General features: G+C 73.9%; 20 protein-coding genes. 14 read left to right on the top strand and 6 right to left on the bottom strand.

All coding sequences use genetic code 11. The annotated features are described in order from the left end of the window. Positions 1 to 41: 41 nt before the first annotated feature. From AB0O36_RS07160 to AB0O36_RS07140, 5 genes are all read left to right on the top strand, one after another. Positions 42 to 1,091, top strand: coding sequence for an AraC family transcriptional regulator (locus AB0O36_RS07160; RefSeq protein WP_365105266.1), 1,050 nt, complete (start codon positions 42 to 44; stop codon positions 1,089 to 1,091). Beyond that, complete coding sequence (locus AB0O36_RS07155) at positions 1,088 to 1,837, top strand: SDR family NAD(P)-dependent oxidoreductase (protein ID WP_365105263.1); 750 nt, start codon at positions 1,088 to 1,090, stop codon at positions 1,835 to 1,837. The genes AB0O36_RS07160 and AB0O36_RS07155 overlap by 4 nt, the downstream gene beginning before the upstream one ends. A gap of 38 nt (positions 1,838 to 1,875) precedes the next feature. Further along, positions 1,876 to 2,775, top strand: a complete 900-nt coding sequence (locus AB0O36_RS07150) for a maleylpyruvate isomerase family mycothiol-dependent enzyme (RefSeq protein WP_365105261.1) — start codon at positions 1,876 to 1,878, stop codon at positions 2,773 to 2,775. Positions 2,776 to 2,824: 49 nt separating this feature from the next. Further along, complete coding sequence (locus AB0O36_RS07145; RefSeq protein ID WP_365105259.1) at positions 2,825 to 3,259, top strand: NTP pyrophosphohydrolase; 435 nt, start codon at positions 2,825 to 2,827, stop codon at positions 3,257 to 3,259. 85 nt (positions 3,260 to 3,344) lie between these two features. Further along, on the top strand, positions 3,345 to 3,845 hold the full coding sequence (locus tag AB0O36_RS07140; RefSeq protein WP_365105257.1) for a hypothetical protein: 501 nt from the start codon (positions 3,345 to 3,347) through the stop codon (positions 3,843 to 3,845). A 65-nt stretch (positions 3,846 to 3,910) separates the two neighbouring features. Here AB0O36_RS07140 and kstD read toward each other — a convergent pair whose 3' ends face one another. Further along, complete coding sequence (gene kstD / locus AB0O36_RS07135) at positions 3,911 to 5,674, bottom strand: 3-oxosteroid 1-dehydrogenase (protein ID WP_365105254.1); 1,764 nt, start codon at positions 5,672 to 5,674, stop codon at positions 3,911 to 3,913. Between the two features lie 170 nt (positions 5,675 to 5,844). Here kstD and AB0O36_RS07130 point away from each other — a divergent pair, with 170 nt between their 5' ends. Next, positions 5,845 to 6,582, top strand: coding sequence for a flavodoxin family protein (locus AB0O36_RS07130; RefSeq protein ID WP_365105252.1), 738 nt, complete (start codon positions 5,845 to 5,847; stop codon positions 6,580 to 6,582). A 99-nt stretch (positions 6,583 to 6,681) separates the two neighbouring features. Here AB0O36_RS07130 and AB0O36_RS07125 read toward each other — a convergent pair whose 3' ends face one another. Continuing rightward, a complete protein-coding gene (locus tag AB0O36_RS07125; RefSeq protein WP_365105250.1) occupies positions 6,682 to 7,806 on the bottom strand; it encodes an aminoglycoside phosphotransferase family protein in 1,125 nt (374 codons plus the stop codon). A gap of 229 nt (positions 7,807 to 8,035) precedes the next feature. Here AB0O36_RS07125 and AB0O36_RS07120 point away from each other — a divergent pair, with 229 nt between their 5' ends. Further along, positions 8,036 to 9,529, top strand: a complete 1,494-nt coding sequence (locus AB0O36_RS07120) for a hypothetical protein (RefSeq protein WP_365105247.1) — start codon at positions 8,036 to 8,038, stop codon at positions 9,527 to 9,529. A 257-nt stretch (positions 9,530 to 9,786) separates the two neighbouring features. On the opposite strand, the gene AB0O36_RS07115 is transcribed toward AB0O36_RS07120, so the two are convergent. Together AB0O36_RS07115 and AB0O36_RS07110 are read right to left on the bottom strand one after the other, a co-directional pair. Next, positions 9,787 to 11,214: a SpoIIE family protein phosphatase gene (locus AB0O36_RS07115; protein ID WP_365105244.1), complete on the bottom strand. Its 1,428-nt coding sequence runs from the start codon at positions 11,212 to 11,214 to the stop codon at positions 9,787 to 9,789. 268 nt (positions 11,215 to 11,482) lie between these two features. Continuing rightward, positions 11,483 to 11,731 (bottom strand): SCO4226 family nickel-binding protein, encoded by a 249-nt coding sequence (locus tag AB0O36_RS07110; protein ID WP_365105241.1) that lies wholly within the window; start codon positions 11,729 to 11,731, stop codon positions 11,483 to 11,485. 285 nt (positions 11,732 to 12,016) lie between these two features. Between AB0O36_RS07110 and AB0O36_RS07105 the strand changes: the two genes are divergently transcribed. The 6 genes from AB0O36_RS07105 (at position 12,017) to AB0O36_RS07080 (ending at position 20,072) form a co-directional block, all read left to right on the top strand. Further along, entirely contained in the window at positions 12,017 to 14,227 is a 2,211-nt protein-coding gene (locus AB0O36_RS07105; RefSeq protein WP_365105239.1) for a molybdopterin cofactor-binding domain-containing protein, read from the top strand. A 56-nt stretch (positions 14,228 to 14,283) separates the two neighbouring features. Continuing rightward, positions 14,284 to 14,739, top strand: coding sequence for a (2Fe-2S)-binding protein (locus AB0O36_RS07100; RefSeq protein ID WP_365105236.1), 456 nt, complete (start codon positions 14,284 to 14,286; stop codon positions 14,737 to 14,739). Positions 14,740 to 14,900: 161 nt separating this feature from the next. Beyond that, the gene (locus AB0O36_RS07095) at positions 14,901 to 16,586 is read left to right on the top strand and encodes a helix-turn-helix domain-containing protein (protein ID WP_365105233.1); all 1,686 of its coding nucleotides are present in this window, start codon (positions 14,901 to 14,903) and stop codon (positions 16,584 to 16,586) included. Positions 16,587 to 16,635: 49 nt separating this feature from the next. After that, a complete protein-coding gene (locus AB0O36_RS07090; RefSeq protein WP_365105231.1) occupies positions 16,636 to 18,597 on the top strand; it encodes an APC family permease in 1,962 nt (653 codons plus the stop codon). A gap of 104 nt (positions 18,598 to 18,701) precedes the next feature. Next, positions 18,702 to 19,259: a TetR family transcriptional regulator gene (locus tag AB0O36_RS07085; RefSeq protein ID WP_365105228.1), complete on the top strand. Its 558-nt coding sequence runs from the start codon at positions 18,702 to 18,704 to the stop codon at positions 19,257 to 19,259. Between the two features lie 213 nt (positions 19,260 to 19,472). Further along, positions 19,473 to 20,072, top strand: coding sequence for a DUF6461 domain-containing protein (locus AB0O36_RS07080; RefSeq protein ID WP_365105226.1), 600 nt, complete (start codon positions 19,473 to 19,475; stop codon positions 20,070 to 20,072). Positions 20,073 to 20,144: 72 nt separating this feature from the next. Here AB0O36_RS07080 and AB0O36_RS07075 read toward each other — a convergent pair whose 3' ends face one another. Together AB0O36_RS07075 and AB0O36_RS07070 are read right to left on the bottom strand one after the other, a co-directional pair. Next, entirely contained in the window at positions 20,145 to 20,813 is a 669-nt protein-coding gene (locus tag AB0O36_RS07075; protein WP_365105223.1) for a response regulator transcription factor, read from the bottom strand. A gap of 10 nt (positions 20,814 to 20,823) precedes the next feature. Further along, positions 20,824 to 22,194 (bottom strand): histidine kinase, encoded by a 1,371-nt coding sequence (locus AB0O36_RS07070; protein WP_365105220.1) that lies wholly within the window; start codon positions 22,192 to 22,194, stop codon positions 20,824 to 20,826. A 179-nt stretch (positions 22,195 to 22,373) separates the two neighbouring features. Between AB0O36_RS07070 and AB0O36_RS07065 the strand changes: the two genes are divergently transcribed. Next, positions 22,374 to 22,622, top strand: coding sequence for a hypothetical protein (locus AB0O36_RS07065; RefSeq protein ID WP_365105218.1), 249 nt, complete (start codon positions 22,374 to 22,376; stop codon positions 22,620 to 22,622). The last annotated feature ends 30 nt before the right edge of the window (positions 22,623 to 22,652 follow it).

The following is a 22,652-nucleotide window of genomic DNA, read 5'->3' as shown; positions in this document are numbered from 1 at the left end:
CCTAACGTCTTCCCCGTCAGAGGACGACGGGGAAGAAGAGCATGCGCGAATACGGGAGTTCCACGCTGGTCACGGCGGTGCAGCGGGCACTCGCAGGCGACGGCATCACCACCGTGGCACCAACGGTCACCGGGGCCCGGATGCCCTTCGAGGCCAAACACCGCTACCTGACCGACATCGCGGCACGCCACGGGCTGCTGCCCCTGCTGAGGGTGGGGCGCGTACTGCCGCTGATGGGATCCGACCCGGCCGTCTCGGCGCTCCTCCACGCGAGCACCCCGGCCGACCTGTTCGAACGCTGGGGCCGGCTGGAACGGTTCACGGGATCCCGGAACCGCGTCGTCGTCGACGGGTTCGGCACAGTCGACGGATCCGGGGAAGCCGACGGATCCGGGGAAGCCGACGAGTCCGGGGAAGCCGACGAGTCCGGGGAAGCCGACGAGTCCGGGGAGCGGGAGATCCGCGCCCGGCACACCGGCCCGCCCGGCTCACCGCCCGAACCCGCGGCCGACGCCCTCGTCCTCGGAGTGCTCACCGAGCTGCTCGCGGCCGCCGGCCTCCGGGACGTCACCGTCACCGCCGGACCCGCCATCCCCGGCCGGGCCCGCGCAACGGTCTACGCCGACGGCGCCTTCACCCTCCCGGCGCACGGAGCGGACCTCGCGGACTGGCGGTTCACCTGGACGGCCGCCGACGCGGCAGCGGCCCGCCCGCCGGCCGGGCCCGGCGGGCCCGCCCGGCTCTCCGACGACCCGGTCTCCCGCGCCCGCCGGCTGCTCGACGGGGACCTGGGGCACCGCTGGAGCCTGGACAGCCTCGCGGCGGGCCTGGGCATGTCCTCCCGCACCCTCCAGCGCAGGCTCCATCCGGCCGGCGGATTCCGCGGGCTGGTCGCCACCGCCCGCGCCGAGGCCGCCGCGAACCTCCTCATCAACACCCGGCACGCGCTGTGCATCGTCGGGTTCGCCTGCGGCTACACCGACCAGTCGCACTTCACCCGCGACTTCAAACGGCGTACCGCCGTCACCCCGGCGGCCTACCGGGCCGCCTTCGTCCGCACCCCCCACCCGATCGCGAAGGCCACGGCATGAACCTCACCGGCAGGACCGTCCTCGTCACCGGAGGCGCCCGCGGCGTCGGCCGGGAACTGACCCGGCAACTGGTTGCCCAGGGCGCCCACGTGGTGGCGGTCGGCCGCGACCCCGGCCGGCTCGCCACCCTCGCGGCCGATCACGCCGGCCGGGTCAGCACCCACACCCTCGACCTCACCGACCCGGACGCGGTCGACGCCTTCGCCGCGGAACTGCCGGAGCGTCATCCGCAGCTCTCCGTGGTCATCAACAACGCCGGGGTACAGGAGCACACCGACTTCCTCCGGGACGACCCGCTGACCGTCCGTTCCACGGTCCGCCGCGAGCTCACCGTCAACCTGGACTCCGTCATCACCCTCTCCACGGCGCTCCTGCCGCACCTGCACCGCCAGGAATCCGCCGTCCTGGTCAACGTCACCTCCGGCCTGGCGCTCGCCCCCAAGGCATCCGCGCCGGTCTACTGCGCCTCCAAGGCGGCCGCGCGCACCTTCACCCGGGCCCTGCGCTACCAGTGCGAGGACGCCTCGTCGCCGGTCCGCGTGATCGACGCGGTGCTGCCGCTGGTCGACACCGACATGACCCGCGGGCGCGGCCGCGGCAAGATCAGCGCGGAGGACGCGGCAGCGGCAGTGATCCGCGGCATCCTCCGTGAGACGGCGGAGATCCGCATCGGCAGGGTGAAGCTCCTGCACGCGGTCCTGCGCCTGGCCCCCGCGCTCGGATACCGCCTGCTGCGCAAGGGGTGACCTGCCGGAGCACGGCGCCGGACTGGCAGAGTGGACCCATGGACCCCATGGACCGTACGGACATCAGGGAGACCGCAGCAGCAGGGGAGGCCGCGGACCACGAGGAGACCACGCACGCCACCGGCACCGACCGCGTCCTCCCGTTCCGGCGTGAGGTCGCCGCCTTCGAGCGGGCCGCGCACCGGGCGCTCGACGGGGGCGGGCCCGCGCAGCCGGTCCCGTCCTGCCCCGGCTGGTCGGTCGCCGACCTCGTCGGACACCTCGGCGGCGTCCACCGCTACGTCGCCCACATCCTGCGCGGTGCCCTGACCGAGCGCCCCGATCACGGCGACCTCGCCCTGTACGGCCTGCCCTCCGACCCGGCCGTCCTCGCCGCCTGGCCGAACCCCGAACGGGCGCCGAACCTCGCCCCGGCCCCGCCGCAGCTCACCGAATGGTTCACCGAGGGAGCCGCCGACCTCGCGGAGCTGTTCCGGGCCACCGACCCGGACCTGCCGGTCTGGACCTGGCACCCGGACCCCGCCGAGCACACCGCCGCCTTCTGGCTGCGGATGCAGACCATCGAAGCAGCCGTGCACCGCTGGGACGCCGAGGGCGCGATCGGCGAGCCCGCCCCCGTCGACCCCGCGCTGGCGGCCGACGCGGTCCTCCAGACGATCCAGGCCATGGCCCCCGGACGGCGCGCCATGCAGCCGGTCCCGCCCGGGGAGGGGGAGCGCTACCGGTTCCGCCGGACCGACGGACCGGGCGACTGGACGGTCGAGTTCCGCGGCGACGAGGTGCGGCTCGCCCCCGACGGGCAGGCCGCCGTGGAGCTCGCCGGCAGCGCCTCCGACCTGATGCTCTTCCTGTGGCACCGCGTCCCCGCCGGCGCCCTCACGGTCACCGGGGAGGAACGGCTCGTCGACCGGTACTTCGAGCTGGTCCCCCCGGTCTGAGCCGGGCGGGGGAAGAACAGGGCACGGCGAGGAGAGGATGCGCAGGGACGTGACGCACAAGGACGTGACGCACAAGGACGTGACGGACAGGGACGTCACGCGCAGCGTACTGATCGTGGACGGCGCCAACGTGGTCGGCTCCGTCCCGGACGGCTGGTGGCGCGACCGGCGCGGGGCCGCCGAACGCCTCCGCGACCGGCTCGCCGCCGCCCCGCCGGGAACCCTGCCCGGCGGCGTCCCCGAGGGCACCCCCGGGACCACCCCCGAGATCGTCCTGGTGGTCGAGGGGGCGGCCCGCGGCGTGGTCTCCGTCCCCGGCGTCAGGGTGGACAGCGCGCCCGGCAGCGGGGACGACCGCATCGTCGAACTGGCCGCCGAGTACGCCGGCCGGGGCTGCGTCGTGGTCACGGCCGACCGGGAGCTCCGCGCCCGGGTCCGGGCCCTGGGCGCCACCTGCACCGGCCCCTCCGCCCTCCGGCCCTGACCCGCCCCGGGGGCCGCACCCCCGGGGCCGGACCGGAAGGGGCCCCCGAGCCGGAAAAACCCACGCGGCCACGTACCATTGCCGCATGTCCTTCCTCCGCCGCCACCGCGCCGCCACACCCGCAGGCCCGGACTTCGACGTCCTGGCCATGGATCCGGGGGACTGGCCGGGCAACCTCGGCGCCGGCCTGCTGCCCGCCGCCGACGGCAGCTGCCAGGGTGTCTTCCTCCGCTACGACCTCTTCGGCGGCCGCGGCCCCGCGATGATCATCGGCAACCTGCCCGAGGGCTCGCCGGCCCGGGAGCTCGCCGACAAGCAGGTCCCCTTCGAGGTCGCCCAGCTCCTCGACGCCCTGGAGAACGACGAGGACGTCGAGGTCACCGGCGTGGAGGACTGCCCGGTCATGCAGGGCGACAACCTGCTCATCGTCCGCCGGATCAAGCTTTCCGAGTCCCGGATCAGCTGCGTCCAGTTCGACCGCAGCGACAACGTGCTGGTCACCATCGCCAGCTGGGACCGGCCGATCACCGACGACCTCTACGCGCTGCTGAAGCCGCTCCCGGCCGAGCTCTTCCAGCAGGGCTAGCCCGGGCCGGGCCGTCCGGGCCGAGGGCGTCGGCCGGGCCGAGCAGGTCGGACGGTCGCCGGTGGCTACGCGGCCGAGTCCGCGATGTCGTTCGCCGCGACGTAGCCGAACGTCATCGCGGGCCCGATCGTCGACCCCGCCCCCGCGTAGCTGTGCCCCATCACCGCCGCGCTGGCGTTCCCCGCCGCGTACAGCCCCCGGATCACCGAGCCGTCCGGCCGCAGCGCCCGTGCGCGGGCGTCCGTCACGATCCCGCCCTTCGTGCCGAGGTCGCCCGGCACGATCCGGAAGGCGTAGAACGGCGGCGCCCACAGCGGGGCCAGGCAGGAGCTCGGGTACACCCCCGGGTCCGTGTAGTAGTGGTCGTACGCCGTGTCCCCGCGCCCGAAGTCCGGATCGGAGCCGTTCCACGCCTGCGCGTTGAAGCGGTTCAGCGTCGCCCGGAAGGCGGCGGCCGGCACCCCCATCTGCCCGGCCAGCGCGTCCCAGGTCCACGCCTTCCTCACCGCGCCCGACGCGTACCAGGAATCCGGGAACACGAACGTCGGCAGCACGTCCTTGAACAGGTACTTGTTGCGGTAGTTCTGGTCGACGACCAGCCACGCCGGGATGTGCGAGCCGGGCGCTCCCCGGTCCTTCTCGTACATCACGTGCACCACGTCGCTGTACGGGGCCGCCTCGTTGACGAAACGGGTGCCCCGCGCGTTCACGACCAGCCCGCCCGGCAGGGTCCGCTCGGCCAGACAGAAGTACGGCTCGCCGGGCAGCGGGATCGACGGGCCCCACCAGGCGTCCTCCATCAGCGCGAGCGCCGCGCCCGCCCGCTCCCCGGCCCGGATCCCGTCCCCGGTGTTCTCCTTCGCGCCCACCGACCACTGGGTGCCGATCGGCTGCTGCTGGTACCGGGCCCGCATCTCCGCGTTGTGCTCGAACCCGCCCGAGCCCACGACCACGCCGCGCCGGGCCCGTACGACGCCCCGTACGCCGGCCTTCTCCACCACCACGCCGGTGACGGCCCCGCCCTCCAGGACCAGGTCGACCAGCGGGCACTCCAGCCACACCGGGACGCCCGCCCGCTGGAGCCCGGCCCGCAGGCCCGCCGCCAGGGCCTGCCCCATGGTCAGCGGCTTCTCCCCGCACAGCGCCGCCCTGGCGCCGCGCGCCAGGCATTCGGCGGAGACGGCCGCACCCCTGGCGTTCACGGCCGCCAGCGTCAGCCACTTGTAGTCCTGGCTGAACACCACCATCCCGGCGGGCACCGGCATGTACGCCGGGTTCAGCCGGGCCAGTTCGGTGCCGAGGAGGTTCCCGTCGAGCTGATCGGGTTCGATCGAGCGGCCGTTCGGCAGCCCGCCCGGCAGGTCCGGGTAGTAGTCGCTGTAGCCCTCCATGAAGCGGAACCGCAGCGGACTGTTCGCCATCACGAAGTCCAGCATGCGCGGCCCGTTGCCCAGGAACGCGGCCTGCCGGTCCGCGGGAGCTCCGTCACCGACGACCGCCGCCAGGTACGCGGCCGCCTTCTGCGGGGTGTCCGGCACGCCGGCGGCGAGGATCACCGAGTTGTTCGGGAGCCAGATGCCGGCGCCGGACCGGGCTGCGGAACCGCCGAAGGTCGGCGCCTTCTCGACCACGACCACGCTGAGGCCCCGTTTCGCGGCGGTCAGCGCCGCGGTCATGCCGGCCGCTCCGGAGCCGACCACGACGACGTCATACGTGCCGAGCGGCGGGCCGTCGTCGGCGCGGGCCGCACCGGAGGGCAGCACTCCCGCGGCGAGCAGCCCGGCGCCGGTCCCGGCCAGGACCGTACGGCGGGTGGGTGAAGAGGACATGGCGGCCTCCAGGGGCAGGGGGCAGGGGGCAGGGTCGGGGGAACCTGATGCTGAATCAGAAAAATGTTCGGGGGATCATGTGAAGTCAAGGCGCGTGCGGGCGTACGACCGGTACGCCCGGCCGGCCCACGCGAGTGGCGGCACCCCCGCCACCGGTCCACGCTGGAGCCGTGAACCGGCATCAGGAACCGCCCACCGACGGGCCGCAGGCGTATCCCGGCCTGCGGGCCGTCTTCGTGAACTGCACGCTGAAGCGCTCCCCGGAGGTGAGCAACACCGAGGGCCTCATCGCCCGCAGCCGCGCGGTCATGGAGGCGAACGGAGTCACCACCGAACTCATCCGGGCGGTCGACCACGACATCGCCACGGGCGTCTGGCCGGACATGACCGACCACGGCTGGGAGTCCGACGAGTGGCCGGTGCTGTACTCGCGGATCATGGCCGCCGAGATCCTTGTGCTGTGCGGTCCGATCTGGCTGGGCGACAACAGCTCGGTGATGAAGCGGGTCATCGAGCGGCTCTACGCCTGTTCGAGCCTGCTCAACGAGCAGGGGCAGTACGCGTACTACGGCCGGGTCGGCGGCTGCATCGTCACCGGCAACGAGGACGGCGTCAAGCACTGCGCCATGAACGTGCTCTACAGCCTCCAACACCTGGGCTACACCGTTCCGCCGCAGGCCGACGCCGGATGGATCGGCGAGGCCGGACCCGGTCCCTCCTACCTCGACCCCGGGTCCGGCGGCCCGGAGAACGACTTCACCAACCGCAACACGACCTTCATGTCGTGGAACCTGATGCACCTCGCGGCGATGCTCCAGCGGGCCGGCGGCATCCCCGCCCACGGCAACCGGCGCTCGGAGTGGGACGCCGGCTGCCGCTTCGACTTCCCCAACCCCGAACACCGCTGAGCCGCGCCGCCACCCGGACCCCGGACACCACCGAGCCCCCGGGCGGAGGAAAGCTCCCGGGGGCTCGGTGCGGGGCGGGCGGGGCGTGGGGTGGACCGGTCAGCGGGTGCCGACCGCCGCCCGCACCGCTCTGCGGGCCATACCGCAGTCGTCGTGCAGCCGGCGCAGCAGCAGGCGCTGTTCCTCACCGGAGGACAGGGCACCCGCCGGCAGCGGCTGCGTCGGGGCGGTGGCCAGCATCGAGCGCTGGACCGCCGTCTCCGACATCCGGATCTCCCTGGTCAGGACGAGCATCAGGTTCACCAGGAAGGCGTCCCGGGCGGCCGTGCCCTGGGACTGGGCCAGCCGGCTGATGCTCGACCGGGCGGCCGGGGCGTCGCCCAGCACCGTCCAGAGCGTGGCCAGGTCGTACCCGGGCAGGTACCAGCCGGCGTGCTCCCAGTCCAGCAGCACCGGACCGGCGGGCGACAGCAGCACGTTCGAGAGCAGGGCGTCACCGTGGTTGAACTGCCACTGCGGACCCGACACCGCCAGTCCGTGCAGCAGCTTCTGCAGGTCGCCCAGGTCCCGGTCGGTCAGCAGTCCCAGCTCGTGGTAGCGGGTGATCCGGGAGGCGTAGTCCAGCGGACGGCCGAACAGGTCGCCCGGCGGACGCCACTGGTTCACCCGGCACACCGCGCCGAGCACCGCCCGTACGTCGGCCCGCGGCGGGGCCTCCACCGGGTGTCGCTGCAGGGCGGCCACCCGGCCCGCCATGCGCTCCACCACCAGCGTGCAGTTCTCCGGGTCGGCCGCGATCAGCCTCGGCACCCGCACCGGCGGGCGGTGCCGGACGAACGCCCGGTACGCAGCTATTTCGTGCCGGTACCGCTCGCGCCACTCCGGCGAGTGGTCCAGTAAAACCTTGGCCACGGCGGTCGCCCGCCCGGTGGTGCCGACCAGCAGGACCGACCGTCCGCTCCGGCGCAGCACCTGCACCGGCGCGAACTCCGGACAGATCCGCTGCACCGAGGCGAGTGCGGTGCGCAGTTGCGCACCCTGCGGCCCCGACAGGTCGATTCTTCCGCTCAGCGGCTGGGTCCCGGTGCCCGGCATCCGCCGCGCCCGCACGGCGCCCTGCGCCGGGACCGCAGGGCGGCCGGGTTCCAGGTACGGGCCGCCGCCCGCCTGGAGCGTGCGGTGCGGCCGGACGGGGGCGGACACGGAGGACGATGCTGCGTACATGAGTGATACGGATCCCTTCGTGCGCCGACGAGTTGCGTACGCCGCCCCGCCCGGCCCCTCGTCACCCTGGGGAGTGCGGCAGGGGACCGGGTCGGGGAGGCGCATTCCTACCTGACACCCCGGCGCGGGTGGCGGAACATCGGGCGTGCCCTGGCGAACCCTGGCGAATAGTCGCTCGGCATCTGACCCGGGGTTACTGTCAACTCAGCCGAGAACCTGGGGGCTTGACGTGAGCAGAGGACCAAACACCCGTCTGAACGACCTGTTCGGCCTGGCCGGCTGGTCGAAGGGCGAGCTGGCGAGGATGGTCAACCGGCAGGCGGCCGCCATGGGCCACCACCAGCTGGCCACCGACACCTCGCGGGTGCGGCGCTGGATCGACATGGGGGAGACCCCGCGCGAGCCGGTGCCCACCGTACTGGCGGCCCTGTTCACCGAGCGGCTCGGTCGTGTCGTGACCATCGAGGACCTCGGGTTCGTACGGCAGCGGCGCACCGCCAAACGGCAGCCGGACGGGGCGAAGGAGAACCCCGACGGCCTGCCCTGGGCGCCGGAGCGAACGGCCGCGGTCCTCACCGAATTCACGGGAATGGACCTCATGCTCAACCGACGCGGGATGATGGGCGCGAGCGCCGTGCTCACCGGCGGCTCCGCCCTCACCAACGCCATGTACGACTGGCTCCACACCGAACCCCGGCGGGACCGGGACCCCGGCCGGTTCGCCGACTCCCACCACGCCGACGCCGCGGGCTTCGACCGCTACGAGGCGGCGCCCATCGGCTCCCAGGAGATCGAGGCGCTGGAGCGCTCGGTGGAGGTCTTCCGGGCCTGGGACGCCTCCAGAGGCGGCGGGCTGCAGCGCAAGGCCGTGGTGGGCCAGTTGAACGAGGTCGGCGGCATGCTGGCGTACCACCACCCGGACCACCTGCAGCGGCGGCTGTGGGGGGTGGCGGCCAACCTGGCGGTCCTGGCCGGCTGGATGTCCCACGACGTGGGCCTGGAGCCGACCGCGCAGAAGTACTTCGTCATCGCCGCGCACGCGGCCCGCGAGGGCGGGGACCGGCCGAGGGCCGGTGAGGCGCTGTCCCGGGCCGCCCGCCAGATGGTCCACCTGGGCAAGCCGAACGAGGCCCTGGACCTGATGAAGCTGGCCCGCTCGGGGGCCGGCGAGGAGGCGCTGCCGCGCACCCGCGCCATGCTGCACACCATCGAGGCGTGGGCGCAGGCCGCCATGGGCAAGGGCCAGGCCATGCGGCGCACGCTGGGCGAGGCGGAGGACCTCTTCGTGTCCGACAAGGGCGATGTGCCGCCGCCCTCCTGGATGCAGCACTTCGACGAGGCCGACCTGCACGGGATGCAGGCGCTGGCCTACCGCACCCTGGCGGACCACGACGCGTCGGCGGCGCCGGTCGCCGCCCGGCACGCCAAGGAGGCGCTGCGGCTGCGCGGCACCGGGCACAACCGGTCGCAGATCTTCGACTACATCTCGCTGGCCTCGGCCTGCTTCATCGCCGACGACCCGGAGCAGGCCGACCGGTACGCCCGGCTGGCCCTGGTCTCCATGAACGAGACCTCTTCGCACCGGACCTGGGACCGGCTGCGCGAGATGTACCGGCTGACCGGAGAGTACGCCGGCTTCGGGCGGATCGAGGACCTCCGGGCGGAGATCGCGCAGGCGCTGCCGGGGAGTCCCGGGGCGGGGGCGCGCGGGGGGGAGATCTGAGCGGGTCGCGGCCCGGACGGGGGGACGAACGGGGGTTCTTCGGCGGGGGCTACGGGGGCTACGGGGGCTTCGACGGTGCGGTCCGCGGGCTCGGAGGCCCGCGGAGGCGGGGTTTCACAGCGCGGGCGCGCACTTCGGTGCCGTGCGGCCCTGCGCACGATCTGCCCGCACGGCGGCGGGGCGCGCGCAAGGTGGCGGGGGTGCCCGCAACGCTCGCAGACTCACGCGGTGGCGGACTGCGGGCCCCGCCGGAGGCGTCAGGCGCCGATGCGGGCCACGAGTACGCACGCGTCGTCTTCGCGCTCGCCCTCGCCGAACTCCTCGATGACCAGGCGCACGCATTCCTGGGCCGACTTCGCGGCCGAGAAGCGCGGTGCCAGGGCCAGCAGCCGCTCCGTGCCGTCGGACTTGCTGAACTCGATGCTGCGCGGGGTCAGTCCGTCCGTGTGCAGCACGAGTACGTCGCCCACCTCCAGCCGCTCCTCGGCCTGCCCGTAGACCGCCCCGGAGGTGGCGCCCAGCAGGATGCCCTCCGGTGAGGCCAGCGAGCGTCCGGAGCCGTGGCGGAACAGGAGCGGGGCGGGGTGCCCCGCCTGGGCCCAGGTCAGCACCCGGCCGGCCGGCTCGTAACGGCAGCAGACGGCGGAGCCGAGCGCGGGCTGGACCGAGGTCTCCAGCAGCTGGTTGAGCCAGCCCATCAGCGGCCCCGGCGCGATGCCGGCCATGGCCATGCCGCGCAGCGCGCCGAGCAGCATGGCCATGCCGGAGGTGGCGGTGACGCCGTGTCCGGTCAGGTCGCCGACCGTCAGCAGGGAGCACTGGTCGGGGAGTTCCAGCGCGTCGTACCAGTCGCCGCCGATCAGCGCGCTGCTCGCGGACGGCATGTAGTGCGCGGCCACGTCGAGCGCGCCGGTGCTGCCGTGGGGGAAACGCAGGGAGCCGCGCCACGGGGGGAGCACGGCTTCCTGCAGCTCTACGGCCAGCCGGTGCTCGGTCCGCGCGATCTCCTGCTGCCGTTGCAGCGAATCGCGGGTCTCGCGCACCGCGCGCTGGCTGCGGCGGAGTTCGCTGACGTCGCGCAGCACGGCCCACATGGAGGCCGTACAGCCGTCGGCGTCGAGGGCCGGTTCGCCCCGCATGTGCAGGGTCCGTACCCGGCCGTCGGTGCGCACGATGCGGAACTCGCCGTCGATGGGGCGTCCGTCGACCAGACAGGCCGTCACCATCGCGGTGAGCAGCGGCTGGTCCTCGGAGAAGAGGGTGGAGCCCAGTTCGTCGAGGGGGAGGGGCCCGGCTTCCGGGGACCGGCCGAAGATCTGGAAGAGCTCCTCCGACCAGGTGACCTCGTCGGTGAGCAGGTTCCATTCGGCGCTGCCGACCCGCGACAGGTCCGTGCCCGGGTCGTACCCCGTCGGCTCGGGGAGGGCCTCGTGCTCCGGGGCGACCACCGCGGGCATGCCCTCCTTGAGCTGTCCGAGGTGCTCGCCGAGGTCGTCGAGGTGATGGACCGCGAGGTCGCAGAGCGCGCGCTGCCAGCGGCCCTGGGCGTCGTGTTCGTCCACGACGGTGTCGCGGCGCACCGCGTCCACATCACCGCGGAGCCGCCGGGTCTGCTTGATCAGCGCGTCCACCGACCCGGGCTGGGGCGGCTGCGCGGGACGGTCCGCGAACAGGTGCGACGGCATGGGAACTCCGATACAGGCGCGGCACGGCCAAGTCTGGGGGAAGGACTCGTCACGACTGTGGCACAGGCCGGGAGGGCCTGTAAGGCGTTTGGCAACATCCGTTGAGGCCTTGCCCCTGGCATATGTCAAGGGCCTTCCGGTCGAGCTGAAGCGTGCGAACGGTTCCGGCCAGCCCTGCGGCCGGCCGGAACCGTCGGTGCGGACCGGATCCGATCAGACGGCCATCGGAACGCGATCGGACGGCGATCAGACCATGGTCAGGTGGCGATCAGACAATGATCGGAACCGGGTGGACCTCGTCCGCGGGATGCCCGGTCCGCCGGTGGACCGCCTGGACGGCCTCCGCCGAGGGGGCCTCGGAGAGGCAGTACACGTGGCCGGACTCCGGGTCCGCCCACGCCTGCTTGAAGTGCACTCCCTGTTCGCTTTCGATCGCGAGGTCGGCCTTGTGGGCGGCCATCAGCTGGTCCTTGGTGATGCCCTTCATGTTGGTGTGCACGTCCATGAACGCGGGCATGTCGCGCCTCCTCCCTGCCGGGTGCTTCCTTCTCCCTTCCATGGTCGACCCATGGCCGGAAAACGTCCCTCCGAAACGGGTGCCCCGTACGCGCGGGCGAGCTGTACGACCCACCCGGACCTGGAGAGTTCACGGAATAACCACCCCGAACGGGGGACCCCGTCACATCCGTCCGTCCCGCTTCCCCGCGCCCCGCCGCGCTCGCTACTCTACGTGCCGGTAATCAGCTGATACTCGCACGTCACTTCCCTGCGTGCACGTGCCGGCCCAACAGGCGGAGAACAGATGACAGGACAGAGCCGGCGCACGTTCCTCACCTATCTGGTCGCGGCGCCGACCCTGGCGGTCGCCACCCGGGCCGGGGCCGACGCCCTGGTCCCGCAGCCGGCCCATGCGGTGATCCCCACCCTTCCCGCCCCCGCCGACCTGATCGACCTCGGCGACCTGTTCATCCTCGCCGGCGCGCCCACGGCCGGGCTGCTCCTGCTCACCGTCGAGGCGGACGGCACCATCCGGTTCCGGCTGCCCCGGGAGGAGGTCGGCCAGGGCCTGACCACCGCGGTGGCCATGCTCGTCGCCGAGGAACTCGACTCCCCGCTGGACCGGGTCCGGGTGGAACTCGACGACGCCCGCCCCGAGCTGCTCTTCAACCAGCTCACCGGCAGCTCCAATTCGATCCGCTCGCTCTACGACCCGGTCCGGCGCTGCGCCGCCACCGCCCGGGCCCGGCTGGTCGCGGCCGCCGCCGCCCGCTGGAACCTCGCCCCGTCCCGCCTGACCACGGCGAACGGCACCGTCCGCGCCCCCGACGGCCGCAGCGCCCCCTACGGCGAATTCGCCGAGGCGGCCGCCGACCCCGCCCTGATCGTCCTCGGCGCCACCCCCAAACCGGCCGCGGAACACGCCCTCGTCGGCCGGCCCACCTCCCGGGTGGACGCCCGCGCCATGGTCACCGGCCGGCAGCAGTACACCCTCGACCTCGACGTGCCCGGGGCCAAGCCCTGCGTGGTGCGCCGCCCGCCTACCCTCGGCGGCACCGTCGTCTCCGTGGCCAACGCGGCGGCCGTCCGGGCCATGCCCGGCGTGCTCCACGTGGTCACCGTCCCGACCGGCGTCGCCGTCGTCGCCGAGACCTTCGGCCAGGCCCTCGACGCCCGGGCCGCCCTCCGGGTCACCTGGGGCCCCGGACCCGCGGACCACCTCTCCGACGACGTGATCCGGGCCAAACTCCGCGCCGCCACCCCGCCCCTGCTCGTCCCCCCGCTCCTCACCCCCCACGTGGACGCCGAGTTCGACTTCGCCTTCGTCAGCCACGCCCCGCTGGAGACCAACTGCGCGGTCGCCGACGTACGGGCGGACCGGGCCGAGATCTGGTCCGGCCTGAAGTCCCCGATCGTGGCCCGCCAGACCATCGCCGCCGAACTCGGCCTGCCCGTCGGCAAGGTGACCGTCCACGTGGTCCAGGCCGGCGGCTCCTTCGGGCGGCGCCTCTTCTTCGACGGCGCCCTGGAGGCCGCACGGGTCTCGAAGGCGTGCGGGCGTCCGGTCCGGCTGATGTGGACCCGGGTCGACGACACCCGGCACGGCCGGATGCGCCCCGCCACCCACCACAGGATCCGGGCCACCTACGCCCTCGGCGAGGTGCTGAGCTTTGAACACCGGGTGGCCGCCGCGGAGACCGACTTCCGGCACGGCCTCGGCGAGATCGTCACCGCCACCGCCGCGCACCTCCCGCTGGGCATCGGCAACGCCACCCTCGCCCAGACCCTGTTCCTGACCACAGTGAAGTCCCCCTACCACTTCGGCCTGACCACCCAGGCGCTGACCGAGGTGCCGACCGGCATCCCCACCGGCTCCTGGCGGTCGGTGTACTCCGCCAACACCCGGGGCGCCGAGGAGATCGTGGTCGACGAACTCGCCGCCCGGCTCGGCCAGGACCCGTACCGGTTCCGCCGTACGTTCCTGAAGACCGCCGCCCAGCGCGCCGTGCTCGAGCGGGCCGCGGCCGAGGGCGACTGGGGGCGGACCATGCCGGCCGGCTGCGCCCAGGGCATCGCCTTCCACGAGGAGTACAAGTCCCGGACCGCCTGCCTGGTGGAGATCGACGCCCGGGACCGGGAGCGGGTGCGCGTCACCAAGGCGGTCATCGCGGTGGACGTGGGCCTGCCGGTCAACCCGCGGGGCCTGGAGGCACAGATGGCCGGCGGGCTGATCGACGCGATCTCCACCACCCTCAGGGCCGGGCTGCACATCGACAAGGGTCTCCCGATGGAGGGAAGTTACAGTCAGTTCCACTGGGCGAGGCAGCAGGACACCCCGCGCGAGGTGCGGGTGATCGTGATGCCCGCCACCGGCGACGAGCCGGGCGGCGCGGGGGAGCTCGGCGTGCCCGCCGCCGTCGGTGCCATCGCCAACGCCTACGCCCGGGCCACCGGGACCAAGCCCCGCAGCTTCCCGCTCGACTTCGACGTCGACTTCACGCCCTACCCCCGCTGACCCCCGCCCCCGACATCCCCCGACCACACCTCCGTTCGAGATCCAGGAGTCCCGCCGTGCCCTCGCACACCTTCACCGTCAACGGGCGGAACGTCACCGTCGACGCGCCCGACGACCTGCCGCTGCTCTGGGTGCTGCGGGACCTCCTGGGCATCCGGGGCCCCAAGTACGGCTGCGGGGTGGACGTCTGCAAGGCCTGCACCAGCCACCTCGACGGCGCCGACATCCGCCCCTGCGTGGTCCCCGTCTCGGCGTGCGCCGGGCGCGAGGTGACCACCATCGAAGGGCTGGCCGACGGGGAGGAGCTGCACCCCGTGCAGGAGGCGTGGCTGGAACAGGACGTCGCCCAGTGCGGCTTCTGCCAGCCCGGCCAGATCATGGCGGCGGTCGCCCTGCTGAAGCGGACCACCGAGCCGACGGAGGAGGACCTCGACGCCATCGCGAACATCTGCCGCTGCGGGACCTACCCCCGCATCCGCGAGGCGATCCGCAGCGCGGCCGCGCGCATGTGACGACCCGGTCGGAGGGCGGGCCCCGGTGTTCCCCCGTGATCACCGGGACCCGACCGCTCGCGCACCAACCTAGGCCGCTCCGCAGCTCGTTGCAGGATTCGTTCTGCCCAGTGGTTCAACGAGACGGGTATCACTGCGCACAGTGTGCGTCCCGGTGTTGAATGGCGGGTCCCCCCATCCGAAGGGACCCCGTCATTCAGACCTGGAACCGCTCCGACGACGTCCTCAAGGTGCACCGGCTCGCCCACACCGGTGGTTCGGCCGCGCTGCTGCGCTGGCTCTCCGTCCGGCTGGGAGGCTGGACCGGCGTCCTGGAGGCCGGTGGTCCGCCGGCCGGGCCGGAGCCCGCGCTGGCCGCCCGGGCCGCCGCAGAGCTGACCGCCCGCCAGGTCAGTTCCGCCGTCGTCGACGGCCCGGCGGCCACCGCCCTGCTGTTCGCGCTGGACGGGCGCGGCGCACTGGCCGCCGTACTGCCCCGCCCCTACCCGCCGGGCGCGCCCGCGCTGCTGGCGGACGCGGCCGTGCCGCTGGCCCTGGTGCGGCGCGCCGAGGAGGCCGCACGGCGCGAGGAACGGGTGGCGCTGGCGGAGTCCCGGGCCCGGGAGGCCGTGCTGCACCTGCTGATGAACGGACGGCTGTCCACCGCCCACCAGGTGGCCGAGGCCCTCACCCCCTCGCTGCCCGACCCGATGCGGATGTACGTGATCGAGTGCCGCACCGGGGCCCGGGAGGAGGTGGGCCGGCTGTGCGCGGAACTGACCGGCGGGCGCGCCTGGGTGGTGCGCTGTCCGGTCTACGTACGCCATCTCATCGCCCTGGTCCCCTCCGACGCGGCGGCGGTCTCCGCCGACCAGGACCCGCTGGCCGGTGCGCTGGCCGCGGCCGCGCCCGAGTGCGTGACCGGGGTCAGCGAGGAGGCCGCGCTGCGGGACGCCCCGGGGGCGTACTCCCAGGCCTTCCACGCCCTGGCCGTGGCGCGCGGGCGGGCCGGGCGGCACGCCCGCTTCGGCCCCGGCCCGGAGCTCGAACTGGCCGCGCACACCGCGGGGACCGGGTGGGCCGAAACCGCGCTCGCACCCCTGCACACGTACGCCCCCCGGCGCCCGCAGGACCCGGGCGCCCAGGAGCTGCGGGCCACCGCCCACGCCTGGCTGAACTTCACCTCGCACGCCACCCGGCTGCTGCGGATCCACCGCAACACGCTGGCCACCCGGCTGCGGCTGGTGGAGGACATCCTCGGGCTGGACCTCGCCCGGCTGGGGCACCAGGCGGCGCTGTCGCTGGCGCTCCGGCTGACCCCGGGCGGCGCCGGAGCAGACGGCGGACCGCGCGCCGGGTCCGCGCCGCGCGACGCCGGGTCCCCGACGGGCGCCGGGTCCCCGACGGGTGCCTGGTCCCTGACCGGTGCCGTGTCCCTGACGGGCGGCCGGCCGCGCCCGGCCGGGATGCCGGGATCGGCCGACGTGCCCGGGGCGTCCGGCGCGTCCGGGGCGTCGGGACCGGCCGGGGCGTCGGGAGAGGTCGGGCAGTCCGGCCCGGCCGGCTCCGGGCTGGACGACGTATTGCGCGCCCCCGACCTGGCCGACTGGGCCCGCCGCCACCTGGCCCCGCTGACCGGGCCCGACGCCCCGCCCGGCGCCCGGGACACCGTCCGCGCCTGGCTGCGCCACGACGCCCAACTCGCCGCGGCGGCCGCCGCGCTCGGCATCTCCGTACCCGGTGTGCGCAAACGGCTGACCAGGATCGAGGTGCTGCTGGAACGGTCCCTGCTCCAGTCGCCCAGCGCCCGCCACGACCTCTGGCTGGCCCACCGGGCCGAGGAGCTCGCGGGGTGGCGCACGCACTGAACCATCACGAATCGGACGAAACCGCGTGATCATCAACGATCATGCCGGAATGAGGCGCATCAATCCGAAACGCGTGCTGGTCGGCGAACCGCTCGACTCCGCCCGGCTGGGCGAGACCCTGCTCCCCAAACGGCTCGCCCTGCCGATCTTCTGCAGCGACCCGCTCTCCTCGGTCGCGTACGCCACCGAGGAGATCCTGCTGATCCTCGCCCTCGGCGGGGTGGCCCTGCTCCACCTCGCCTGGTACGCGGCCGCCGCGATCGTCTTCCTGCTGGTGGTCGTCGTCGCCTCCTACCGGCAGACCTGCCACGCCTACCCCAACGGCGGCGGGGCGTACGTCGTCAGCAAGGAGAACCTGGGCCAGTCCGCCGCACTGACCGCAGCGAGCGCCCTGCTCGTCGACTACGTCCTCACCGTGGCCGTCTCCGTCGTCTCCGGGGTCGACGCAGTCACCTCCGCGATCCCCGCCCTGAGCGACCACGAAGTCGCCCTGTCCGTCGGCTTCGTGGTGCTGCTGACGGTGATGAACCTGCGCGGGGTGCGCGAGTCGGGACGCGTCTTCGCCATCCCCACCTACGGGTTCGTCCTCGTCGTCTACGTGATGTTCGCGGTGGCCGCGGTCCGTCTCGGGACCGGCCAGACCATCCGCGCCGAATCCGCCGACCTGCCCATCATCCCGGCCGGAAGCTTCACCGGACTGGCCGTGGTGCTGCTCACGATGCGGGCCTTCGCCTCGGGCTGCACCGCGCTCACGGGCGTGGAGGCCATCAGCAACGGGGTACCCGCCTTCCGCAAGCCCAAGAGCCGCAACGCGGCCACCACCCTGGCCGCCATGGGAGCCCTCTCGGTCACCATGTTCTCCGGCATCACCGCGCTGGCCATGGTGTACCAGGTGCACGTGGCGGCGGACCCGACGGAGCTCGGGCTGCCGCCCGGGACGCCGACCTCCACCGCCCTCGCCCAGATCGGCCGGGCCACCTTCGGGGACTGGCACTTCCTCTTCTACCTGCTCCAGGCGGCCACCGCCGGGGTGCTGATCCTCGCCGCGAACACCGCCTTCAACGGCTTCCCGATGCTCGCCTCGATCCTGGCCCGGGACGGGTTCGCACCGCGCCAGCTCGCCAACCGGGGTGACCGCCTCGTCTACTCCAACGGCATCGTGCTGCTGGCGCTCACCGCCATCGCCCTGATCGTCGCCTTCGACGCCAACCTGACCCGCCTGATCCAGCTCTACATCATCGGGGTCTTCGTCTCCTTCACGCTCTCCCAGTCGGGCATGGTGCGGCACTGGAACCGGGTGCTCGCCGACCCCGCCACCCCGGCCGGGGAGCGCGTACGGATCCACCGCAGCCGCGCCATCAACGCGGTCGGCGCCACCATGACCTGCGTGGTCCTGGTCATCGTCCTCATCACCAAGTTCACCCACGGCGCCTGGCTGGTGGTCATCGCCATGCCGCTGCTGTTCCTCGGCATGCGGACCGTACGGCGCCACTACGACCAGGTCGCCCGGCAGGTCGAGGTCGCCCCCGGGGTGAGGCCGCGCAAGCCGGCCCGGCACCACGTGGTGGTCCTGGTCTCCTCCGTGCACGCGCCCACCCTCAAGGCCCTCGGGTTCGCCGAGGCGCTGCGGCCGGACACGCTGACGGCGCTGAGCGTGGCCGCCGACGAGACCGCGGCCGCGGAGCTGCGCGCGCAGTGGGCGGAGCACGACCCCGGAATGCCGCTGACGATCCTGCACTCGCCCTACCGCGAGGTGGTCCGCCCGGTGCTGACCCATCTGCAGGAACTCGCTGCCCGCGAGCCCGGCGGGGTGCTGTCGGTGGTGATCCCCGAGTTCGTGGTCGGCCGCTGGTGGGAGCAGCCGCTGCACAACCAGATCGCGCTGCGGCTCAAGGCCCGGCTGCTGTTCACCCCGGAGGTGGCGGTGATCGACGTCCCCTACCTGCTGGAGTCGGCCAGGCGCGGGTCCCGGCCGGGAGCGGAACGACCGGACGGGCATGGGCTAACGTGAGCGGAGCACTGCACTTGCAGTACTGACGCACCGCGGCATGGACGCCGTGCGGCACGCACCGCCCGCAGCATCCACGTGCCAGATCCGCCCCAGGGAAGGACACCGTGCGCCAGAACCCGGAGCGCCGCGCCGCACTGCTCGACGCCGCCATCGAGGTCCTCGCCGGCGAGGGCTCGCGCGGACTGACCCTGCGGGCGGTGGACAAGGAGGCGGGCGTGCCGACCGGCACCGCCTCGAACTACTTCGTCAACCGGGCCCAGCTGCTCGGACAGATCCTGCGCCGGACCCGTGAGCGGCTGGTGCCCGACGAGTCCGTGCTGACCGGTCCGCTGGACACCGCGGACCTGCTGCGCGACCTGCTCGCCCGGATGCGGCGCGAGCGCAGCGTGCACATCGCGATGCTGGAGCTGCGGCTGGAGGCCACCCGGCGGCCGGAGCTCCGGGAAGAGCTGGCCGGCTTCCTGGCGGCCGAGCTGGAGGACAACGTGGCCTGGCACCTGGACGCCGGACTGCCGGGCGACCGGACCGGTGTGGTGCTGCTGTACCTGGCGATGCTGGGGCTGATCGTGGACGACCTGACCGTGCCCGCGCTGCTCGACCCCTACCCGGTCGACGGGCTGATCGACTCCATGGTCGCGCGACTGCTCCCGTCGGACACGTGATCCGCGGCCGGGGGACCGCGGGTGGCGGGATCGCGGGTGGTGGGACCGTGCCTCACGGAACCGTGCTCCGTCGCGGTCGGTGAGGCCGCGACCCGCGGCCGGTGAAACCGTGACCCGTTGCGGTCGGAACCGTAATCCACAGGCCCCCGGTCCGGATCCCGGCGGGACGTATCGTGGTGTGCCGGGGGAACCGACCGCACCTCGGGAGGCACCGTGGAGCACGGCATCGCATGGCTGGCCGACTGGCCGGACTGGTACGCGGGACTGACCTTTGCCCGGGGCATCGACCCCGAGGAGCTCGCCGCCCGACTCGGTGCGGTGCCCGGCCTGCGCCCGGGCGATCTCGGTGCCTCCGATGCCTGGAGCCTCGCGATGGACGCGGTGGACGGGGAAGGCGTGGCCCGCGTCGGGACCTGGGGAGACTGGTCCTTCGCGGTGGAGCACGGCGCCCCGGCGGGTGCGGATCTGCTGGCCGAGATCGGCCGTGACGGCACCGAGGCCGTACACCTGGACCCGCAGCCCGATCACCCGCCCAGGCAGTTCTGGTACGCCCGCGACGGCGCGGTGGTCTGCTGCTTCGGGCTCGGCGAGGAGGTGTGGCGGGGCGGACACCAGCCGGACTTCCTGCTGCCGGAGCTCGTCTCCGCGGGCATACTCCACCCCGACGGCACCGATGCCCGGCCCGAACACGAGCCGGACGACGATCGCGCCCGGCGCACCCTGACCATGCTGGAAGACCGCTTCGGGCTGTCGCTGCCGCGCCGTCTGGTCGCGGAGGCGCTGCTGCCCGCTTTCGTGACCGGCGCGAACTGATCCGCGACCGGTCCGCGAACCGATCCGCGGCCGCCCCGCGGCCGGTCCGCCGCCGACCGCCGGAGGGCCGGGTCAGGCCGGGCCGGACTCGCCCGCGTCGTGCACCAGGAGGGCGATCTGCACCCGGTTGTTCAGGTCCAGCTTGGTCAGGATCCGGGAGACATGGGTCTTCACCGTCGGCAGGGACATGTACAGCTCACGGGCGATCTCCGCGTTGGAGCTCCCGCGCCCGACCGCGAGCGCCACGTCCCGTTCCCGGCTGCCGAGCAGGGCCAGCCGGGCCCGCGCCCTCTCGGCGCGGTCGTCCCGGCCGGCCGGGACCGCGCCCGCGACCCGGTCGATCAGCTGCTGGGTGACGGAGGGCGACAGCACCGGCTCCCCGCCCGCCACCTTCCGCACCGCCGTGACGATCTCCTGCGGCGGGGTGTCCTTGAGCAGGAAGCCGGCCGCCCCGGCGCGCAGCGCCCGCAGGACGTGGTCATCGGTGTCGAAGGTGGTCAGCACGATCACCTCGGGCGCGTCCGGCCGGGCCCGCAGCGCCTCGGTCGCGGCCAGTCCGTCGGTCCCGGGCATGCGGATGTCCATCAGAACGACCGTGGGGGAGTGCGCCGTGACCAGCGCGGGCACCTCGGCGCCGTCGGCCGCCTCGGCGACGACCTCCAGGTCCGGGGCCCCGCCGAGCATCAGCCGCAGCCCGGCGCGCACGATGGGGTCGTCGTCGACCAGCAGCAGCCGGATCACGGGCGGTACCTCACAGTCCTGGTTCGGGAGATTCCCAGGGTAGCCAGGCGGAGATCACGAACTCCCCGTCCGCCGTCCCGTGCGCGCACCGGCCGCCGGTCAGCCGGGCGCGCTCGGCCAGGCCGACCAGCCCCTGCCCACCGCCGGCAGGAGCCGTACCGGCCGCGGCCGTCGACGGACCGGACGCCCCGTCGGACGCCGCACCTGCAGCCGCGAAGGACGCCCCACCGGAAACCCCACCGCGCAGCGGATTGGATACCCGTACGGTCAGGCCGTCCCCGGGCCCGCCCGACACCGTCAGGCGGACCGGCGCGCCGGGTGCGTGCCGGCGTGCGTTCGTCAGTGCTTCCTGGACGATCCGGTACGCCGCCCGGCCGACGACCGGCGGGGGCTCCGGAGCGGCCCGGGCCCCGCCGTCCGCCGCCCGGTTGTCCGCCACCCCGCGGTCCGGCACCCCGCGGTCCGGCACCCCGCGGTCCGGCGCACCGCCATCCCCCGTCCCGCCGTCCCCCTCACCACCGTCCTCCGCAGCGCCTGTCGGCTCCGGCTGCCCGTCGAACTCGATGCGCATGCCCGCCTGCCGGGACTCCGCCACCAGCCCGGCCACGTCACCGAGCCCGGGCTGCGGACGGTCGCCGAACTCCCCGGGCGGGGCCCGCAGGACGCCGATCACCTCGCGCAGGTCCTGCAGGGCCAGGTGGGCCGACTCCCGGATCACCCCGGCCGCCCGCTCGATCTCCGCCCGCGGCGCCCCCGGATTGAACTCCAGCGCACCCGCGTGCAGGCTCAGCAGCGACAGCCGGTGCCCGAGGACGTCGTGCATCTCGCGGGCGATCTCCTCCCGCGCCGTCTGCTGCGCCCGCTCTGCCCGCAGGGCCGCGTCCGCCTCGGCCAGTTCGGCCCGCTCCCGCAGCGAGGTGATCAGCTGCTGCCGGGACCGCCGGAAGAGGCCCCAGCCCACGGCCCCGGCGATCAGCACGAAGTACGTCACGGCCGACCCGGCCCGGTCCTCCGCCAGTTCCGGCAGCCGCCACAGGAAGACCGGCAGCGGGGCGAAGGCCAGCGCGGTCACCCACGCGGTCACCCGCCAGGGGCGGCTCGCGGCCACCGTGAACACCGCCACCAGCGCCGGCCCGGTCAGATAGTGCGCCACACCGCCCCCGAGGAGCAGCACCACGGCCAGCCGGACCGGCCACCGGCGGCGCAGGAACACCGCGGCGCAGCCCAGCGCGCCGAGCAGCTGGTCGGCGGTCCGCCAGGTGCCGGCGTACTCCTCGCCGGCCGGTACGGCGCGTGTGCTGAGGACCGCGACGAAGGCGGCGAGGAGGAACAGTCCCAGGTCGGCCGCCCGGTCCCGGCGGCTGTGGTGAGCAGTGCGCATGCCGGGAAATCTATGCGGGGAGGGCACCGTTCCGGCGCCCGGGAGCCCTGCCGAAAGACCTCCGGCGCGCACGCCGCGACTCAAGTACGACACGCGCGTCCCGGGCCGCCTTCTTTGGTCACCGGTCCGCCACCCGAAGCCCGATGCCCCGCGGGCCCGGCCCTTCCTACCGTTCGGGCATGACTTCCTCGAACTCTCCGGCCCCCCGCCCCGCCTCCGCCAAGGGCTTCGTCGGCGGCGCCGGCTTCCTCCTCTTCATCGGCGCCGTCAGCGGCCTGCTCCACGAATGGTTCGGCTGGATCCGCCTCTTCGGCTTCCTCCGCTTCCTCCTCCCCACCGGACAGGAGGTGTTCGGCTACGCCGTGATGGCCGTGCTGGGTCTGGCGCTGTGCGCGTCCGCCGAACGCCTCGGCCGACGCGCTCGCTGAGGACCGGCCGCCCGATCCGGCCAGGCCCGG

Source organism: Streptomyces sp. NPDC089799 (genome assembly GCF_040684755.1).
GTDB lineage: Bacteria > Actinomycetota > Actinomycetes > Streptomycetales > Streptomycetaceae > Streptomyces.
This window is presented reverse-complemented; position numbering and strand designations above follow the sequence as displayed.

Excerpts from the sequence above, each read along its gene's own strand:
- AB0O36_RS07150 (WP_365105261.1), top strand. The coding sequence starts at position 1,876 with ATGGACCCCATGGACCGTACGGACATCAGGGAGACCGCAGCAGCAGGG.
- AB0O36_RS07065 (WP_365105218.1), top strand. The coding sequence starts at position 22,374 with ATGACTTCCTCGAACTCTCCGGCCCCCCGCCCCGCCTCCGCCAAGGGC.
- AB0O36_RS07155 (WP_365105263.1), top strand. The coding sequence starts at position 1,088 with ATGAACCTCACCGGCAGGACCGTCCTCGTCACCGGAGGCGCCCGCGGC.
- kstD (WP_365105254.1), bottom strand. The coding sequence starts at position 5,674 with ATGTCCTCTTCACCCACCCGCCGTACGGTCCTGGCCGGGACCGGCGCC.
- AB0O36_RS07110 (WP_365105241.1), bottom strand. The coding sequence starts at position 11,731 with ATGCCCGCGTTCATGGACGTGCACACCAACATGAAGGGCATCACCAAG.
- AB0O36_RS07105 (WP_365105239.1), top strand. The coding sequence starts at position 12,017 with ATGACAGGACAGAGCCGGCGCACGTTCCTCACCTATCTGGTCGCGGCG.
- AB0O36_RS07125 (WP_365105250.1), bottom strand. The coding sequence starts at position 7,806 with ATGTACGCAGCATCGTCCTCCGTGTCCGCCCCCGTCCGGCCGCACCGC.
- AB0O36_RS07090 (WP_365105231.1), top strand. The coding sequence starts at position 16,636 with ATGAGGCGCATCAATCCGAAACGCGTGCTGGTCGGCGAACCGCTCGAC.
- AB0O36_RS07095 (WP_365105233.1), top strand. The coding sequence starts at position 14,901 with ATGGCGGGTCCCCCCATCCGAAGGGACCCCGTCATTCAGACCTGGAAC.
- AB0O36_RS07140 (WP_365105257.1), top strand. The coding sequence starts at position 3,345 with ATGTCCTTCCTCCGCCGCCACCGCGCCGCCACACCCGCAGGCCCGGAC.
- AB0O36_RS07070 (WP_365105220.1), bottom strand. The coding sequence starts at position 22,194 with ATGCGCACTGCTCACCACAGCCGCCGGGACCGGGCGGCCGACCTGGGA.
- AB0O36_RS07115 (WP_365105244.1), bottom strand. The coding sequence starts at position 11,214 with ATGCCGTCGCACCTGTTCGCGGACCGTCCCGCGCAGCCGCCCCAGCCC.
- AB0O36_RS07160 (WP_365105266.1), top strand. The coding sequence starts at position 42 with ATGCGCGAATACGGGAGTTCCACGCTGGTCACGGCGGTGCAGCGGGCA.